At 62.5% G+C, this 17,776-nt stretch carries 13 protein-coding genes and 1 pseudogene; 2 read left to right on the forward strand and 12 right to left on the reverse strand.

The features are described 5' to 3' along the window. Positions 1-106: 106 nt before the first annotated feature. The 10 genes from R2R70_RS08645 to R2R70_RS08690 all read right to left on the reverse strand — a co-directional run bounded on the left by R2R70_RS08645 (position 107) and on the right by R2R70_RS08690 (position 12,508). Positions 107-1,195, reverse strand: coding sequence for a porin (locus R2R70_RS08645; RefSeq protein WP_410977818.1), 1,089 nt, complete (start codon positions 1,193-1,195; stop codon positions 107-109). 621 nt (positions 1,196-1,816) lie between these two features. After that, complete coding sequence (locus R2R70_RS08650) at positions 1,817-3,202, reverse strand: TRAP transporter large permease (protein ID WP_410977819.1); 1,386 nt, start codon at positions 3,200-3,202, stop codon at positions 1,817-1,819. Beyond that, on the reverse strand, positions 3,199-3,783 hold the full coding sequence (locus tag R2R70_RS08655) for a TRAP transporter small permease (protein ID WP_410977820.1): 585 nt from the start codon (positions 3,781-3,783) through the stop codon (positions 3,199-3,201). The genes R2R70_RS08650 and R2R70_RS08655 overlap by 4 nt, the downstream gene beginning before the upstream one ends. 97 nt (positions 3,784-3,880) lie before the next feature. Further along, a complete protein-coding gene (locus tag R2R70_RS08660) occupies positions 3,881-4,870 on the reverse strand; it encodes a TRAP transporter substrate-binding protein (protein WP_131432576.1) in 990 nt (329 codons plus the stop codon). Positions 4,871-5,249: 379 nt separating this feature from the next. After that, entirely contained in the window at positions 5,250-6,248 is a 999-nt protein-coding gene (locus tag R2R70_RS08665; protein WP_410977885.1) for a ProQ/FINO family protein, read from the reverse strand. Between the two features lie 103 nt (positions 6,249-6,351). Continuing rightward, the gene (locus R2R70_RS08670; RefSeq protein ID WP_410977821.1) at positions 6,352-6,903 is read right to left on the reverse strand and encodes a dihydrofolate reductase; all 552 of its coding nucleotides are present in this window, start codon (positions 6,901-6,903) and stop codon (positions 6,352-6,354) included. Continuing rightward, on the reverse strand, positions 6,900-7,694 hold the full coding sequence (locus R2R70_RS08675; protein ID WP_410977822.1) for a thymidylate synthase: 795 nt from the start codon (positions 7,692-7,694) through the stop codon (positions 6,900-6,902). Before R2R70_RS08675 ends, R2R70_RS08670 begins: the two co-directional genes overlap by 4 nt. 213 nt (positions 7,695-7,907) lie before the next feature. Further along, positions 7,908-8,711 (reverse strand): prolipoprotein diacylglyceryl transferase, encoded by an 804-nt coding sequence (gene lgt / locus R2R70_RS08680; protein ID WP_054555578.1) that lies wholly within the window; start codon positions 8,709-8,711, stop codon positions 7,908-7,910. Positions 8,712-8,838: 127 nt separating this feature from the next. Then, a complete protein-coding gene (locus R2R70_RS08685; RefSeq protein ID WP_054555579.1) occupies positions 8,839-9,621 on the reverse strand; it encodes a sulfite exporter TauE/SafE family protein in 783 nt (260 codons plus the stop codon). A gap of 73 nt (positions 9,622-9,694) precedes the next feature. Continuing rightward, entirely contained in the window at positions 9,695-12,508 is a 2,814-nt protein-coding gene (locus R2R70_RS08690; protein ID WP_410977823.1) for a response regulator, read from the reverse strand. A gap of 162 nt (positions 12,509-12,670) precedes the next feature. On the opposite strand from R2R70_RS08690, the gene R2R70_RS08695 reads away from it, so the two are divergent. Continuing rightward, positions 12,671-13,633 (forward strand): NRDE family protein, encoded by a 963-nt coding sequence (locus R2R70_RS08695; protein WP_410977824.1) that lies wholly within the window; start codon positions 12,671-12,673, stop codon positions 13,631-13,633. Here the strand turns inward: R2R70_RS08695 and ptsP are convergent. Together ptsP and R2R70_RS08705 are read right to left on the reverse strand one after the other, a co-directional pair. Beyond that, entirely contained in the window at positions 13,626-15,926 is a 2,301-nt protein-coding gene (gene ptsP / locus R2R70_RS08700; protein WP_052384254.1) for a phosphoenolpyruvate--protein phosphotransferase, read from the reverse strand. The two genes, R2R70_RS08695 and ptsP, sit on opposite strands and share 8 nt — an antisense overlap. Before the next feature lie 317 nt (positions 15,927-16,243). Next, positions 16,244-16,708 (reverse strand): annotated as a pseudogene (locus R2R70_RS08705) (RNA pyrophosphohydrolase); the annotation flags it as partial. Between the two features lie 260 nt (positions 16,709-16,968). Between R2R70_RS08705 and R2R70_RS08710 the strand changes: the two are divergent. Further along, entirely contained in the window at positions 16,969-17,625 is a 657-nt protein-coding gene (locus R2R70_RS08710) for an HAD family hydrolase (protein WP_054555583.1), read from the forward strand. The last annotated feature ends 151 nt before the right edge of the window (positions 17,626-17,776 follow it).

Consider the following 17,776-nt stretch of genomic DNA (forward strand, 5'->3'; position numbering starts at 1 on the left):
CTCCCTTCATCGGACAGGGAGTCAGTCATCACGGAAGTGACAGACGTAAAAAAAGCCGGCCCCGAAGGGCCGGCTTTCGTTAGCTTGCTAGACGATTGAAGGCGTCTTAGAAGCCGTAGTAGATGCCGACTGCAGCGCCGTCACCGGCGTCGCCAGCACGATCCAGCTGACGATATTCGACATAGGTGTACATCGCGGAAGAGATGTTGTAAGTCACACCCAGGTTGAATTCATTGAAGCTGTCATCGCCATACTTGGTAGCGTAGTTGGACTGATCTTCAGCATCGACATACTGATAGGCACCATAGACATCGCCCATACCGTAGCCGTAGCGCGCACCGAGGGCATAGAAGTCAACGTCGGTATCGTCTTCTTCACCAGCAAAACGCTCGGCCTTGACTGCAACACGCAGTGCATCAACAGTGTACTGTGCGGTCAGACCATACTGGTCGCCCACGTCATCGCCATCGACGCTGTTACCTTCGTACTGATCCAGGTTGTCGTACACGGCAGCGACGGAGAAACCGCCGACGGTGTACTTGGCACCCGCGAAGAAGGATGTCTGATCGGAGCCGCTGATATTACCCGAATCTGCTTCGTCACGAACTCCCTCTACACCATCATCCTCATTATCGCTGTAGGAGCCTTCTCCATTGAAGTTGGCACCAACGGCGAACTGCAGGCCGCCCATGGTCGGAGACATGTACTGCAGCTTGTCACCTTCACGCAGGGTGCTGTCGTCATCAGCGGCTGTCAATGCGGTGCCGGAGTCGCTCAGATCGAAATATTCGTTGTTGGTGATCGGATCCTGGATCCAGTCATCCATCAGCGGATCCCAGGAACCGATACGCGCATCACCGAAGGAGCCCTTGGCACCGACGTAGGCCTGGTCACCAGTGTCGAGACCGCCACTGCCCTTGGCTTCGTCAGCGTCGTATTCCCACTCGGCCTTGAAGTAGCCCACGATATCGTCGTTGATCTTGTGCTCGCCCTTGGCACCGAAGGTAGAGCCGTTGTCAGTCAGATCGCTATCCGGATCGCCACCCAGTTTATCAATGTAGGTGTAAACAATCTGTACGTTACCGTAGATGTCCAGCTTGGTACCGTCCTGGTTGTAGACAGTAGCAGCGGAAGCAGAAGTAGCAGCCAGGGCAGCAGCGCCGGCGATGGCAGTAGCCAGAAGTGTCTTTTTCATCGCGATAGTTCCTTAACTAGCGTTAACTGTTCGATCGTGTCTGCCGGTGGCAGTGACCAAGGTTCCGGGCGCTTGATGACGCCTCTAAAACTCTGTGGCCTAGTTATTATCCAATGCTCGCAGGGAAACCATATACCGGGCTTTCAGGATGTGCAACAGAAAAAAACACTGTTTTCGATCACCACTCCTGAACCTATACATCGGTCGGTTGTCTGGCGTGAGCATACTCTAGGGCTCAAGAATGAAGGATTCATGACAACCATGCGTCTTGACGCGGATTCCTGCATCACCGAGCGCATCGCTGAGCGTTAATCCCGGATTCATTGTGGAAAAACATCGTTTGCGACAAAAGTCGCAGAACAAATACCCGTCAACTACTGTGCTTGTCTGATGCCAAGTTGTGGTTTCCTCTCAGCTTTATCTTCATGAAAGGCACCGTCCCTGTGCCAATGATTCATTCATGAGCCTGCTATCAAGATCGGTCACCAGGCTTGGTCATCAAATGCAGTCAACAAGCCCAGTCGCACTCACTGTCATAAAGCTCTGTCATCAAGCCCTGTCATCAAGCTCTGTCATCATCAATCAATCTTTCCATTGCACCTTGTCAGCAGGCAGTGATCCTCAACTGCTCAACCAGTTGGGCAGGAACAGCGAGATAGCCGGCACATAGGTGATCAACACCAGGAACAGCAGCAACAGCGACAGCCACGGCAATGCTGCCCGAATGACCCAGGTCATCGGCTTGCCGGTGATCCCCGCCGTCACGAAGAGATTCAGCCCCACGGGGGGTGTCAGCATGCCGATCTCCATGTTGACCACCATGATGATGCCGAGATGGATCGGGTCGATCCCCAGCTGCGTCGCGATGGGGAACAGGATCGGCGCCATGATCAGCAGGATGGCCGAGGGCTCCATGAAGTTGCCCGCCGCCAGCAGCAGCAGATTCATCACGATCAGGAAGCCCCACGCCGGCAGTCCCCAGCCGATGATGGTTTCGGCGATGGTGTGCGGAATGCGCTCCGTGGTCAGTACATGCGCGAACAGCATCGCGTTGGCGATGATGAACAACAGCATCATCGAGACGCGCGCGCCATCCAGTACCACCTTCTTGACCTCCTGATCGGTGAAGGACCCCAGAAGCCCGGCAGGCACCTGCCACAGCGCGCGCAACCCCGCTCTCCCCCAGGCTTCGTTGCCCTTGCGCCACGGCACGTTCTTCAACGGCCCCATGTCGCGATAGCCCACCACGGCGATGAACCAGGCATACACCGTGGCCACGGCCGCGGCTTCGGTGGGGCTGGCCACGCCGCCATAGATCGACCCCAGCACGATGAAGATCAACATCAGGCCGCCCATGGCGATCAGGCCGGAGCGCGCAAGCACCCGTACGCCGGGGAAAGGCTGTGCTGGCAACTTCTTGATCCGCGCCGCGATATAGATGGCGACCATCAAAATACCACCCATCAGAAGTCCCGGAATCAGACCAGCCATGAACATCTTGGCCGCCGAGACTTCCGTGGCGGCGGAATACACCAGCATCACGATGGACGGCGGAATCAGGATGCCCAGTGTCCCGGCATTGGTGATCACGCCCGCCGCGAAGGACTCGGTATAGCCCTGGCGCACCATGCCCGCGATCACGATGGAGCCGATCGCCGCCACCGTGGCCGGAGAGGAGCCGGACACGGCGGCAAACAGCATGCATGCCAATACGGAGGCCATCGCCAGCCCACCGCGCACGTGGCCGATGGCATCGGTGGCGAAGGTGATCAGGCGGCGTGCCACGCCACCGGTCGAGAGAAAGGTGCTGGAGAGAATGAAGAACGGGATCGCCAGCAGGGTGTAGTGATGTGACAGGGCTTCGAACAGCTTGATCGCCACCGACCCCAGTGAATCACTGGAAAACAGCAGGATCGTGGTGACACTCGAGAAGCCCAGCGCAAAGGCGATCGGCATGCCGAGAAAGATGCCGCCGAACAGCAGCGCAAACAGAGTGGCTATGGTCATCGTGGTGTTCCCTGATCACTGTCACGGTCAGCATCGCCGTTGTCTCGGCCATCCGGCTCATCCGACTGCACCAGATGCATGCTGTCCTCGCCTTCGTCATGAAAGCCGAAGCCACTGGCATCGCCACGAATCACCTTCCAGCCCAGTACCGCAAAGCGCAGCATCAGCAGCAACATGGCAATGGGCAGAATGGTGAGGGCGTACCACTTGGGAATCGCGATGTCCTCAAGCTCGATGCCGATCATCTTCATCAGCGAGAGATATTCATAGCTGCCGACCAGCAGCATCACGCAGTACGCCATGCAGATCGCCAGCGCCAGCAAGGTCGCCACGCGCTGCCAGAGCATCGGCAGCATCTTGACCACAACATCCACGCCGATGTGTGCGCCCTGCTTGACGCCCCAGGACACGCCGACCAGCACGAACCAGCCCGCCAGATACAGCGTGGCTTCCTGTGACCAGCTGATGCCGGTATTGAAGACGAAGCGCAACACCACCTCGACGAAGACCAGCAGCACCATCGCTACCAGCAGCAGCGAGAACAGCGTCTCTTCTGCCTTGTGAAGCCATCGTAGTGCCATGGCAAAAATCCTCATGTCGCTCAAGGACACTTGCCCCACGCGAGACCGCCGATGTCCTGGCGCTCAAGATGGGGCAAGTGATGGATGGCCTGATGGCTTACTGGTTGGCAGCTTCCGCGGCGTCGACGATGTCCTGACCGATGTCGTCGGCAAACTCGCCCCATACCGGCTTCATGGCGTCGACCCACTGCTGACGCTGGGCATCGTCGAGCGTGATGATCTCGCTCTGACCGGAATCGATGATGGCCTGCCTGGCCTCCATGTTCTTGGCTTCGGAGAGCTGGTTGCCGTAGACGATGGCCTCATCGAGCGCCGACTTGACCTCACCACGCACGTCATCCGGCAGGCCATTCCAGAAGCGCGCCGAGGACACCACCATGTAATCCAGCACGCCGTGGTTGGATTCGGTGATGTACGGCTGCACCTCGAAGAACTTCTGGGAATAGATATTGGAGTAGGTATTCTCCTGACCGTCGATGGCCTTGGTCTGCAGCAGGATGAAGACCTCGGAGAACGGCTTCTTCAGCGAGACGGCATCCACCGCGTCAAACTGGGCCTCGAGCACATCGGAGGTCATGATGCGGAATTTCTTGCCGTCGGCATCCTCCGGTGTCTTGAGCGGCGACGACGCGGACAGCTGCTTCATGCCGTTATGCAGATAACCGAGCCCCACCAGCCCCTTGGATTCCAGCGACGTCAGCAATGACTGGCCCGTCTCGCTGCTCTGGAAGCGCTCGACAGCGCCCATGTCCTTGAACAGGAAAGGCAGATCGAAGACCTGCAGCTGATCGGTATATTTCTGGAACTTGGACAATGACGGCGCCGCCAGTTGCACATCGCCCAGCAGCATGGCTTCCAGCACCTTGTCGTCCCCGTACAGCTGCGAACTGGGGTAGAGCTCGACTTCCACCTTGTCGCCCAGACGCTCCTCTACCAGTTGCTGGAATTTCTTGCCCATCTGGCCCTTGGGGGTATTTTCCGCCACCACATGGGAGAACTTGATGGTGATCGGGTCGGCCATGGCCGTCGCTGAGGCAAACAGGATGGCAGCACTCAGGGCGGTCAGGGCTGGCTTGATAAGGCGCATGGCGAATCCTCTTGAATTGCGGATATTGTTGGTCTTGTAGGGCATTCGATATCCCGTCTGCGCGGCTCCGACATGAAGCCGCGCAGAGGTGCGGCGCGAGCAGGGATAGCCGAGACACTGCGAGCATTGCGCCACAGCCGCCAGATAGACGAGACAATCCAGACAATTCAATAAGTTGCAGACGCATAGCTCACTCACAACTCGCGCACAAGTGGGCCGAATTCCGCCAACACTGGCGATCTGTGAGGAGTTGTGCGGATTTCCGCCCACCAACGACAAGGCCCCTGTGCGGGAATCCGCACAGGGGCCTTGTCTGTTAGCACCGATCATTGTCGATCGAGCGTCTTCACCAGCTGTCACACCACCTGCCAGCACATTCTCAAGGACGGTGCTTGGTCATCAGCTCGCTGAGCTTGTGGCTGATACGCTGATCGGTCGCCTGCTCTTCACGCGCCTTCTGTTGACGCGTCAGCTCATCGAGCTGCTGACGGGCATGACGTGCCTCATCTTCCGTTACGGCACCCACCGACTGACCCGAGAGGTCCACGCGCTGCGTGCCCGCCCGTACCGCCTTCAGATACCGCGGCAGATGGACATAACCCGCCAGCGCGCGTCGCACCAGCTTGTCATCCCAGGGCTCGTTTTCCAGCAGCTCGATATGGATGCCGATCTTCAGCGGCCGGGTGTGGCCCTTGAAGAAGGTATCCGGATAGCGCTTGTACCACTGCTTGAGCAGCGCATGCGGAGAAGGCGCCGACTCAGGCTGAGAAGCCTGCTGTGCTTGCGGGGCCTCGCCCTGCTCGGCCTCGTTCTGCTGCTGCGCTTCCTGCTCCTGCGGTACCTGAGCTTGCGGCGCCTGAGCCTCGGACGAATCAGCAGCCGTCGCTGACTGCGCGGCAGCTGCCGGCTGACTCACGTTCAGGCGCTCTGAGGCCAGGCGTTCTGCCTGCGCCTCCTGCTGCGCTGCCAGACCCGCCTCCGCATTCGTGGAGGATTGCGGCGCAGAAGCCTGCTCAGCCTGCTCAACCAGTTCACGCAATTGCGCATCTCGCGCCAGCAACGCCTCATTCACCGCGCTTAACTGCGCCTGCTGCTCCTGCAGTGTCTGGCGCGCCGCCGCGAGCTGCTCAGCGAGCTGCTCACGCTCATGACGCTCTGCGGCCAGTGCACGCTCGGCTTCTGCCAGGGCACGCTGATGCGCATCGGCATCTGCCGTGGCTGCAGACGTTGCCTGCTGCTCCAGCTGGGCCAGCGCATCGCGCAGGCGGGCATTTTCCGACTCCAGGGCCGCACGGGCCTGGCGCTCTCCGTCACGCTGCTGTCGCTGTGTGTCGGCTTCATGTTCAAGCGCAGAATACAGCGCTTCGAGGCGATCCATCGTCAAGGCCTGAGCCTCCCTTGCACGCTATGGGCAGTTCCGTTTGGCACCAGTCTGTGTCAGTACCTGCTGACTGTAAAGGTCACGCCGGCCAGCCAGTGGCTCAGACGTCGCGGCGCTCGAAGCGCACGAAGTCATAGGCCGGCAGGCCCTCACCGCTCTCCCCCGGGACGCGCTGCGCTTCCTGCCAGCTCGTATCCAGCGCCGGGAAATGGGCATCGCCCTCGATCTCGACCGCAACCTCGGTGAGATAGAGGCGCGTCGCCACCGGCAGCGCCTGGGCGTAGATCTGACCGCCACCGATCACCATGATCTCGTCCACGCCTTCGATCATCGCGTGGTGGTCCGCCATGCTCAGCGCGGCGGCCAGGTCACTGCAGACCCGCACACCATCGTGGCTGAACTCGCTGTCACGCGTGACCACGATGTTGAGGCGGTTGGGCAGCGGCCTGCCGATGGAGGCGAAGGTCTTGCGTCCCATGATCACCGGCTTGCCCTGGGTGACATGCTTGAAGAACTTCAGGTCTTCCGGCAGATACCACGGCAACTGGTTGTCGACGCCGATCACGCGGTTGACCGACATGGCGGCAATCATCGCGACGGGCACGACGGTGTCAGCCGCCGCCGTCAGCGGAGAGAATTCATTATCGCTCATACAGCCACCTGCGCCTTGATATGCGAATGGGCTTCATAGCCTTCGATGGCAATGTCATCGAAGGTGAAGTCGAACAGATCCGTGACTTCCGGATTCAACACCAGCTGCGGCAGCGCCAGCGGCTCACGCGTCAACTGCTCACGCGCCTGCTCGAGATGATTGCTGTAAAGATGGGCATCGCCGAGGGTATGGATGAACTCGCCCGGCTTGAGGCCACAAACCTGCGCGACCATCTGGGTCAGCAGCGCATAGCTTGCGATGTTGAACGGCACGCCGAGGAAGATGTCCGCGCTGCGCTGATAGAGCTGGCACGACAGGCGACCATCGGCGACGTAGAACTGGAACAGCGCATGACAAGGCGGCAGCGCCATCTCGTCCACCAGCGCCGGGTTCCAGGCCGAGACCATCAGGCGGCGCGAATCCGGGTTGGTCTTGATCTGCTCGATCAGCTGGCTGATCTGGTCGACGGAACCGCCTTGCGGGTTCGGCCAGCTGCGCCACTGGTAACCGTATACCGGCCCGAGGTCGCCATTCTCATCGGCCCACTCGTCCCAGATACGTACGCCGTTTTCCTTCAGGTAGGCGATGTTGGTATCACCCTTCAAGAACCACAGCAGCTCGTGGATGATCGAGCGCAGGTGCAGCTTCTTGGTCGTGACCAGCGGAAAGCCTTCGGCCAGATCAAAGCGCATCTGGTGACCGAAGACACTCAGGGTGCCGGTGCCGGTGCGATCGCCCTTTTGTGTGCCGTTTTCCAGCACATGGCGCATCAGATCTAGATAGGGTTGCATGGTGGCGAGTCCGTACGGCGTGTCAGAGGCTGGCGCGGCGAGCGGTGCCGTGGATCGCCCTGCACCAGCCTCATCATGAATTCGAATCGTTCAGTTGACGATATTTGACGCTGCCAGATACGCAAGAACGCGGCCCGATGGCCGCGTTCTTGCGTATCTGGCAGGGGGCCAGTTTACACCGATCGCCCCCTGTATTCACGTCTGCATTGTCCCTCAGGAGGCGCGAGGTACCGGCGGCTGCGCCACTTCCTGACCGCGCGACCAGGCCATCAACAGCAGCCCGAACAGCACCATCGGCAGCGACAGCAACTGGCCCATGGTCAGCCAGTCGAAGGCGATGAAGCCGAGCTGGGAGTCCGGCTGACGGAAGAATTCGGTGATGAACCGGAAACAGCCGTAGCAGAGCAGGAACAGACCGGAGATCAAGCCCTTCTGACGCGGTTCACGCGAGACGAACCACAGGATGGCGAACAGCGCGACGCCTTCCAGTGCAAACTGATAGAGCTGCGAGGGATGACGCGGTTCCGGCCCGTAGAGCGGATAGACCATGCCCCAGGAGACATCGGTGATGCGACCCGGCAGCTCCTGATTGATGAAGTTGCCCAGCCGCCCTGCGCCGAGGCCGATCGGCACCATCGGCGCGATGAAATCGGTCAGCTGGAAGAAGGTCAGCTGATGGCGACGCGCGAACATCAGCATCGCGATCAACACGCCCAGCAGACCGCCATGGAAGCTCATGCCGCCATCCCAGACCTTGAAGATCCACACCGGGTCCGCCAGCAGCTTGTCGAAGCCATAGAAGAGCGCATACCCCAGGCGGCCACCCAGCACCACGCCCAGAGCACCGAAGAAGATCAGGTCGCCCACCGCGTCCTGACTCAGGCCGACGCGTGCGCGACGTGCTCGTGCCAGCCCCCAGGCCGCCGCGAAACCGATCACGTACATCAACCCGTACCAATGAATCTTGAAGGGCCCCAGCGCCAGCGCCACGGGGTCGATCTCAGGATATTGCAACATGTGAAAACCTTGAATGAGGAAGTCGGGCTCTACCAACGTACTAGGCGATGCAGTCATCGCCTCTCAGGCGGGCAGAGCATAACAGTCAAAGCATGAACACGACCTGCCTGAGGCAGCGTATTCCCGCTCACGCCAGCAGAAACCGCAGTCCGACGATGACCAGAATCAGCGCGAACAGGCGCTTGAGCAGCAGAGCCGGCAAGGCATGCGCCAGCCGCGCCCCGAGGCGCGCAAACGGCACGGACGCCAGCACGATGCCCAGCCACGCCACCCAATGGACATAGCCGATGGCGTGCTCCGGCAGATTGGGGGCATGCCAGCCGACCACGATGTTGGTCAGTGCGGCGGTCAGCGCGATGGGGAAGCCTGCCGCGGCGGCGGTCCCCACCGCTTCGGTCATGCGCGCCTGCCAGCTGGAGAGCATCGGCACCATCACCGTGCCGCCACCGATGCCGAACAGCGAGGAAATCACGCCGACGGTACTGCCGCCCACGAACTGACCGACCCGCCCGGGCGCCTGGGCCATCTGGCCCACCTTGAGATCCAGCCCGAGCTTGGCCGCCACCAGCAGCACGAAGACGCCGAACGCCAGCTTGAGCGTCTCGCCGCTCAGTTCACTGGCCAGCACCACACCCAGCCCGGTGCCGACCACCAGCCCCGGCAACAGGCGTTTTAGCCAATCGAGGCGCACCGCACCGCGCTCATGATGCGCCCGCGCCGACGACAGCGAGGTCACCACGATGGTGGCCAGCGAGGTGCCGATCGCAAGATGCATCAACACCTCCGGCGCGACGCCTTGCAGCACGAAGGCCGCGGCCAGCACCGGCACTATGACAAGCCCTCCGCCGATCCCGAACAACCCCGCAATCATGCCGGCGACTGCGCCCAACAAGGGATACCACCACCACATACCCGACTCCTTTCATGCTGCATTGGGGTGACTGTCCGCCGAGAGTGGCCCGGGCCTCCCAGCGCCATGACCGTCAGCCGTCAGTTGATACTGGACCTTCGCCGCTGCCAGACGTGCGTGGCGTCAGCGTCACGTCAGGCAGCCACATGCTGACCTTGTCGATCAGCGCCTGAGGGCGGTAGGGCTTGCCCAGATAATCATCCAGCCCGGCGGCGAAGAAGCGCTCGCGATCGGCCTCACTGGCATTGGCGGTCAGCGCGATGATGACACTGCGCCGCTCACTGCCGGCGGCGGCTTCCTGCTCGCGCCAGCGCTGGCTGACACTGACGCCATCCATGCCGGGCATGAAGATATCCATGAACACCAGCGCGTAGAAATGCTGTCCACGTGCGGCCAGCGCCTCTTCGCCGCTGCTGGCGGTATCGACCAACAACCCCTGACGACCGAGCACCGTGCGCGCCAGCATCGCATTCACCGGCCCGTCATCCACCACCAGAATGCGGGTTTCGGTCGGCTTGCCCGGCCATGTCATCGGCAGCAGGATTTCCAGCGCCTGCTCATCGTCCAGGTTGATCTGGCGATAGCTGCCGCCCAGCTCGTCGATCAAGCGCCGCGCCATGACAAGGCTCGAGGGCGATTGATGACCGATATCGAGCCCGACATGCCCACGCAGCTCGAGTCGCAGGCAGCAACAGCCAGCGCCCTCGTCGTCTGAGCCCTCTGCAGAGAACGCCGCATCGCGACAGGCCGGCAGCTCACAGGCTTGCTGCAGCTCAAGCAGCAGAGAATGATGACTGGCGCTTTCGTGGCGCATGCAGCCTTCCGCCAGATGCTCGAACAGCTGCGCGAGGCGGCGCACATCACCGCGCAATGCCTCCGGCATCGGTCCCAGCTGCCACTCGAAGGGGCAACCGACATCATGATGGCGCTGCTGCATGTCCTCGAGCAGCGCCCCCAGCGTCTCGGTCGGCGAGAAGTCATTCTCTTCCAGCGGCGTCCGTACCACTTCCTCGCGCTCGGTCAGGGCGTCCAGCAGTTGCGCCACGCTGTCGAGGCGGCCCTGCAGCAGGCTGAGCTCGGCATCCTCGATATGACGCTCACGCCTGAGCTGACCAAGCTTGCGCACCAGGCCTTGCAGCGGCGGCGTCAGCTCAGCGTGCAGCATGTCCAGATAATCACTCTTCAGACGCGCCTCTTCGCGGGCACGGTCACGCGCGACCAGCAACTGCTGGCTGGCCTGATCGTGCTCTGACTCATCGATCATCACGCCGAGCACCTGCGCCGGGTCATTGTTGAAGCGACACAGTTCCAGGCGCATGCGCCGCATGCGCCCCTCGGCGTCATGTACCCGGAGTTCACGACTGCTGGGCACGCTGGGGTTGGGCTCCAGCATCAGCAAGCTGCCCACCGACCGGCCCAGCGCCTCATGCAATACCAGCCCGAACAGCTTCTCGAAGGCCGGGTTGGCCATCGCCAACAGCCCATGACGCATCACGAAGGCCGGCAGCGGCAAGGCATCCAGCTCATGGCCGCGACCACGACGCAGCAAGGCCACGGCCCCACGATGGCGACGCAGGATGTCATCCGCCGGATAGGCCTGCCGCCCCACCGGCGGGTACTCCTCCATCACCTCACCGTTCTCGATACGCTCGCTCTGGCGCGCCAACCACTCCAAGGGCTGCCCCAGGCGCTGGTCCATGCGCCTGAGGCGCCATTGCAAGATGAGCATGACGACGGCAAACACCAGCAGCAGCGCGCCACCACTGCCCAGCAACAGGGTCAGCAGCGGCACCTGACCGGGCACCTCGAGTCGCGTGCTGGACACCAGGCGCCAACCAGTGACCGGCAAGCTGTCCCACACCACCACCTGAGTCCCGTGCGGGTCATCCAGCGTGGCACCGCGCAGGCTGGTATCCATCGCGCGGGCGATATCCACGGGCAGCTCCTGGGAATGGCCGTCGCCGACATTGCTGCTGGCCGCCCAGACGTTCAGGTGGTCATCGACCAGCCAGAAGGCGTCCGAGGGGGCATGCCCCGGCAGCAGCAGGCGCGCCTCCATCTGCGGCAGCGCGAGATCCAGCCCGACACGCGCCTTCTGGCCATTGCTGAGAGAGACCTCCGCCAGCGCCGTGATCTGCGGCAGACCGGCAGGCCCCGGATGCGGCGGTAGCCAGACCACGCGCGCCGCACCATTGTCGGTGTTCTCGGCAAGCTGACGCACGGTGTCCGGCAGCACCCCGGTGTAGGGCATGAAATCGCTACCCGGCACGAAGGCGTCCAGCACGTTGAACCAGGGATAGAGCATGACCATGCTGTTATCGAGGCTCACGAACAGGCGTGAGATCAGGGGGTCCGACGAGTAGAGGTCCGACAGCAGCCACTGCATATGCATCAGTCGCCGCCCGGCGTCACGATCCTCATCGCTCAACGGCCCTGCGAATTCGCCGTAGAGTGCGGCTCCCCCACGCGATACCGGTCTGAACAGCTGGCCCTGCTCGGTGAGCGAGAACTGGTCCAGGCCATCGTCATAGGCGCTGCTCCCGTTGGCCCCGAAGTCGAGATGGCGCCGTGCGTAGCGCGCCAGAATCTGCAGGCGACGCTGCTGGGTTTCCAGGCGCTCGCTGACCAGCGCCGTGGCCAGCGCATGCTCCTGCCTGAGCTCCCCCAGCGCGGTATCGACGGCAGCATGCTGCGTGCTGTCCCAGACCACGGCGGCCCCGACCAGAAAGCTCAACGCCACCGCCAGCTCCGCCAGCAGCAGCGGGCCAGCCGTCAGCCGAATCATGCGCGCCCAGACCTTCTCCAGGCCACTGGCGGGATTCTGGGCATTCGAAGCCACCGCCGCAGCAGGCGGTGGCTCGACAGAGGAAGCACGGCGCGAGAACATGATCTGAAAGCATCCTGTAGGTGAGGCGTCGGCAAGCCCGACCGCTGACCAGCGCAAGCTGTCGAGACAAAGCAGCAGCATACGCAAGCCGCCGTCAGGCGTCATGCAGTGCCAGCGTGACAGAGGCGCTATTTTCTCCCGACCCCCTGATGGAGTGGCGACATGTGCCTGATGGCATTTGACTGGCAACCGGACTCGCCGCAGGGCGAATGCCTGCTACTGATCGGCAACCGGGATGAGTTTCACGCACGCGCCACCGCCGGGCTCTGCGTGTGGCCGGATGGTGTCCTGTGCGGCGGACGCGACCTGGTGGCCGGCGGCGGCTGGCTGGTCATGCACCCCGCCGGCAGCCTCGCCACGCTGACCAACGTGCGCCAGCTGGACCACCCTGCCCCGACGGCCAGCATCAGCCGTGGCCAGCTGGTCGCGGCCGCGGCGCGTCAGGCGCTGGGCCGATGCTCGCGCTGGCACCTTGAAGACTGGTTGCGCGCACTGGTCGCGGGAGAGAGCGTGCCCGCGGCACTGGAGGGAGCGGACGCACAGAAGCTGTCTGCGCTGACGCTTGAGGCCGTGGACTGGTGCAACCTGCTGGTCTGCGATGGCAAGGCGTTGTGGCGCCTGCATCATGGCCCACAAGGGGCCGAGGTGAGCCGCCTCGGCGCGGGCGTCCACAGCCTGAGCAATGGCCATCCCGAGAGCGCCTGGCCCAAGCAACGACGCCTGAGTGGCCGCCTGGCAGCCCTCCTCGCCCCGTCAGCCCGTGCTGGTCAGACAACCGCACGGCCATTGAGCGACGACGCGCTGCTCGACCTGCTCAAGGATGACTGGCGGCCCGCGCCGACTCAGCTACCGGCCACCGGACTCTCGCCCGAACGCGAAGCCCTGCTGTCCAGCCCGTTCATCGTCAGCGCCGAATATGGCACGCGGGCCTCGACCCTGGTGCGCTGGCAACGCCACCCGACAAGGGATACGGCTGATCCGTCTGGTGTGGTGCAGACCATGATCCTGCTGGAGCGCCGTTTCAGCCCTGAGGGCCATACCATCGCCAGCCGGAGGGCCATGACCCGCTTGCTCGCCACGGGGAGCGACGAGGAAGGAGATATCGGCAGCTGGCGGCTCAGCTAGTCGTCTCGCCGGCTTTCTGTGCCACGGGCGCGTTGTCGCGCGGCGGCAGCAGATGGGCCAGATCCCAGGCCTGCAGGCGATGAAGCAACAGGTCATGAACCTCATCGGCGGTGGGCTGACACAGCACCTCGTCCACCAGCCCCTGCGCCGCACTCAGTGACACCCGCCGAATGGCCGCACGCACGCGTGGCAGACTCGGGGCATTCATCGACAGGCTGTCAAAGCCCATGCCCAGCAGCAGCAAGGCCCCGGCGGGGTCGCCCGCCAGCTCACCGCAGACGCTCACCGGCATCTTGAGCGCACGCGACTCTTCCGCCAGACGCGCCAGGGCGCGCAACACCGCCGGATGGCAAGCATCGTAGAGACTCGCCACGCGCGGGTTGTTGCGGTCCACCGCCAGCAGATACTGGGTGAGATCATTGGAGCCCACCGAGAAGAAGTCGACTCGGGTGGCGAGCGCTTCCAGCTGGTAGAGCGCCGCGGGCACCTCGATCATCACGCCGACACTCGGCCGCGAGACGTTGATGCCCTCTTCGGCCAGCTCGACCAGCGCCCGATTGACCAGCGCCAGCGCCGCATCGACTTCCTCGATTCCCGAGATCATCGGCAGCATGATGCGCAGGTTGTCCAGCCCTTCCGCGGCACGCAGCATGGCCCGCAGCTGCACCATCAGCACCTCGGGGTGATCGAGCGTCACCCGGATGCCCCGCCATCCCAGGAAAGGATTGGCCTCGTTGATCGGGAAATAGGGCAGGTCCTTGTCGCCGCCGATATCCAGCGTGCGCATGGTGACCGGCAGCGGCGCGAAGCCCAGCAGCTGCTCACGATAAAGACGCGCCTGCTCCTGCTCGCTGGGGAAGCGGTCACTCATCATGAACGGCACTTCGGTGCGGTAGAGCCCGACCCCGCCGACCCGCGACTTGAGCGACGCGACGGAATCCAGCGCCAGGCCGGTATTCACCATCAGCGGCAGAACATGACCATCCGGGGTCACGCTTGGCAGATCCTGCTCCTGTTCCAGCAGCGCACTCAACGCCTGCTCCTCCTCGATCAACCGTGAATAGTAGGCGCCGAGCTCAAGCTCGGGACGCACTACCAGTCGACCACGGTGACCATCGAGAATGACCGGTGCACCGCCCAGTCGCGACAACGGAAGATCCACCATGCCCAGCACAGTGGGAATCCCCATCGCACGCGCCAGGATGGCGACATGCGAGGTACTCGAGCCACTGACCGCGACCAGCCCCTTGAGGCGTTCCCGCGGGACTTCCCCCAGCGTGGCGGGGCTGATCTCGTGGCCGATGAGGATGGTGTTTTCCGGGTATTCGATCGGACCGCTGTCACCCTCTTCCTGCAGGTGTGACAACACGCGGCGCCCAAGATCCCGTATGTCGGCGGCTCTTTCGCGCAGATAGTCGTCATCGACCCGCTCGAGATACTGCACATGGCGGCGCACGATATCGGCCAGCGCCGCCGGCGCCCACTGTCCTTCACGGATGCGCTTCTCGACTTCCTGCCCCAGCGCCGCGTCACCCAGCATCTGCTGATAGACCTCGAACAGCGCATGTTCCTGGGTGGAGATACGACTGGCGAGACGCTCCGCCGCGACGCGAATCTCTTCACGCACGGCGTTGATCGCCTCCTTGAGGCGTGCGATCTCGAATTCGATATCGGTGGGGATCAGATCAGGGACGGCGTCCAGGTCGGCGGGCGGAGACAGCACGAAGGCCTTGCCGATGGCGATACCGGGCGAGCCGGCCACGCCGGAGAAAGTCGCCTGGCCGCTGGTACCGGCCAGCTTGCCCAACGCCCCGGTGGCCAGCGCGTGAGCCAGCACTCCCGCCAGCTGCGCTCCGAGGGTAACAAGGAAGGCTTCCTCCCCTTCATCGAAACGGCGCTTCTCGTGCTGCTGGATGACCAGCACCCCGAGCACACGACGCTGATGAATGATGGGGACACCGAGGAAGCTGGAGAAACGCTCTTCTCCGGTCTCCTCGAAATAACGGAATTGGGGGTGTGCGGGCGCATCCTCGAGATTGAGCGGCTCTTCTCTGAGCGCCACCATACCGACCAGGCCCTCGCCACGTGCCAGACTGACCTGCCCCACCGACGACGAGCGCAGACCGATGGTGTCCTTGAGCACGAAGCGATCGCTTTCCGGTGCCAGCAGATAGACGGAGCAGACGTCCGTCTTCATGGCCTTGCGTATGCGCAACACCATGGTCGCCAGTGCCGCGTCCAGAGAACGTGCGCCATTGACCTCCTGAACGATACGACGTAGCACCTCAAGCATGGAGTACCTCAAGCATGGTGTATCTCGCGCATCGAAGACGTCGAGAAGGTGATTGCTCAGCCAAGGCGGCGTGACCCACGCTCAGCCACCCGCGCCCATCAACGCCATCAACCGGACGAATGACGCCCTTGCCCTTCGGAGCTGGCGTCACCGGCCCCGGGGTCACCGGCACCTGTGCCATCGAGCCCCTTGGCCGCCGCGTTGGCAGTACCGACCGGTGAGCCACTGGCGCCAGACGGCCCGCAGGCGCCCCGCGCCTCATGCAGCGATGGCCCCTCGGCGAGCGCCTTGAGCCGCTCGGTGTCCACCAGACGCTGCAGACGCGGCGCCAACTCACGCAGGGCGCGCCGATAGACCTCGCGCTTGAAGGCCACGACCTGCCCCAGCGGATACCAGTAGCTCACCCAACGCCAGCCATCGAATTCAGGATTGGGCGTGGTATCCACACTTACGCGGTTGTCCTGACAGCGAATCTGCAACAGGAACCACTTCTGCTTCTGACCGATGCAGATCGGTCGGGAGTGCGTTCTTACCATGCGTCTGGGTAACCGGTAGCGCAGCCATCCACGGGTGCAGGCCAGTATCTCGACGTCCTCAGCTTTCAGGCCGATCTCTTCTTCGAGTTCACGAAACAGCGCCTGTTGCGGTGTCTCGTTTGGCTTGATGCCCCCTTGCGGAAACTGCCACGCATTCTGTCCTACCCGGCGCGCCCAGAGCAGCTGGCCCTCACAGTTGGCAATGATGATGCCAACGTTGGGGCGAAAGCCGTCAGCGTCGATCACGGATGTCACCTTTGATTCGTTAATTGAAACCATTCTTCCACAAAGGCTGAAAGCGCTTCAATACGCGGTTTGGCGGTGTGAAAGCCCGAGCACCTCTGCAATAATCGCTGCCTTCACGCTATTGCAGTGCAACACGGCCGTGCGAGACTGCTCGTCGGCCACCGTACACCCGCGCAAACACTGGGCCGGCACCCTATCGTGCTCTGTTGTCCGTGTCTGTCGCCCAGCCGAGTGCGGCTGGGCAGAGCAAGGAGTTTTCCGTGAGTCTGGCCATCTTTGATCTCGACAATACCCTGATCGCCGGGGACAGTGATCACGCCTGGGGCGAATTTCTGGTCGAACAGGGCGCTGTCGACGCCAACGTCTACCGTGAAGCCAACGAGCGCTACTACCAGCTCTACCAGAGTGGCGAGCTGGACATTCACGAATACCTGGCCTTCTCACTCAAGCCGTTGTCCGAGAACAGTCCGGAGCAGCTGGCGGCCTGGCACCAGCAGTTCATGGCCGCCAAGATCGAGCCCATCATCCTGCCGCGGGCGGAAGAACTGCTGGCACGTCACCGGGCACGCGGCGACACCCTGCTGATCATCACCGCCACCAATCGCTTCATCACTGCTCCCATCGCGGACCGCCTGGGCGTCGATGAGCTGATCGCCATCGAGCCCGAGATCGTCAACGGCCGCTACACCGGACGCGTCAGCGGCGTCCCAAGCTTCCAGGCCGGCAAGGTGACCCGCCTCGAGGCCTGGCTGGCCGAGCGTGACCACACCCTGGATGGCAGCACTTTCTACAGCGACTCCATCAATGACCTGCCGCTGCTGGAGCGTGTCGATACTGCCATCGCAGTGGACCCGGATGAGCAACTGCGCGCCGCCGCTGACGCGCGCGATTGGCGGATCATTTCGCTTCGCGACTGATAAAAGACTGATTTACATGGATTTTATCTATCCATAAGGTCGAGCAGCCTCAGCTATAAGGTTTTCATGTGGCTACAAGCATTCACCATAAAGTCGACCTTATTTGCTGAATCATTTCGCACAAGATGTGTCTATAATGTGTGTCCATCGA

Source organism: Cobetia sp. SIMBA_158 (genome assembly GCF_046566945.1).
GTDB classification, from domain to species: Bacteria; Pseudomonadota; Gammaproteobacteria; order Pseudomonadales; family Halomonadaceae; genus Cobetia; species Cobetia amphilecti.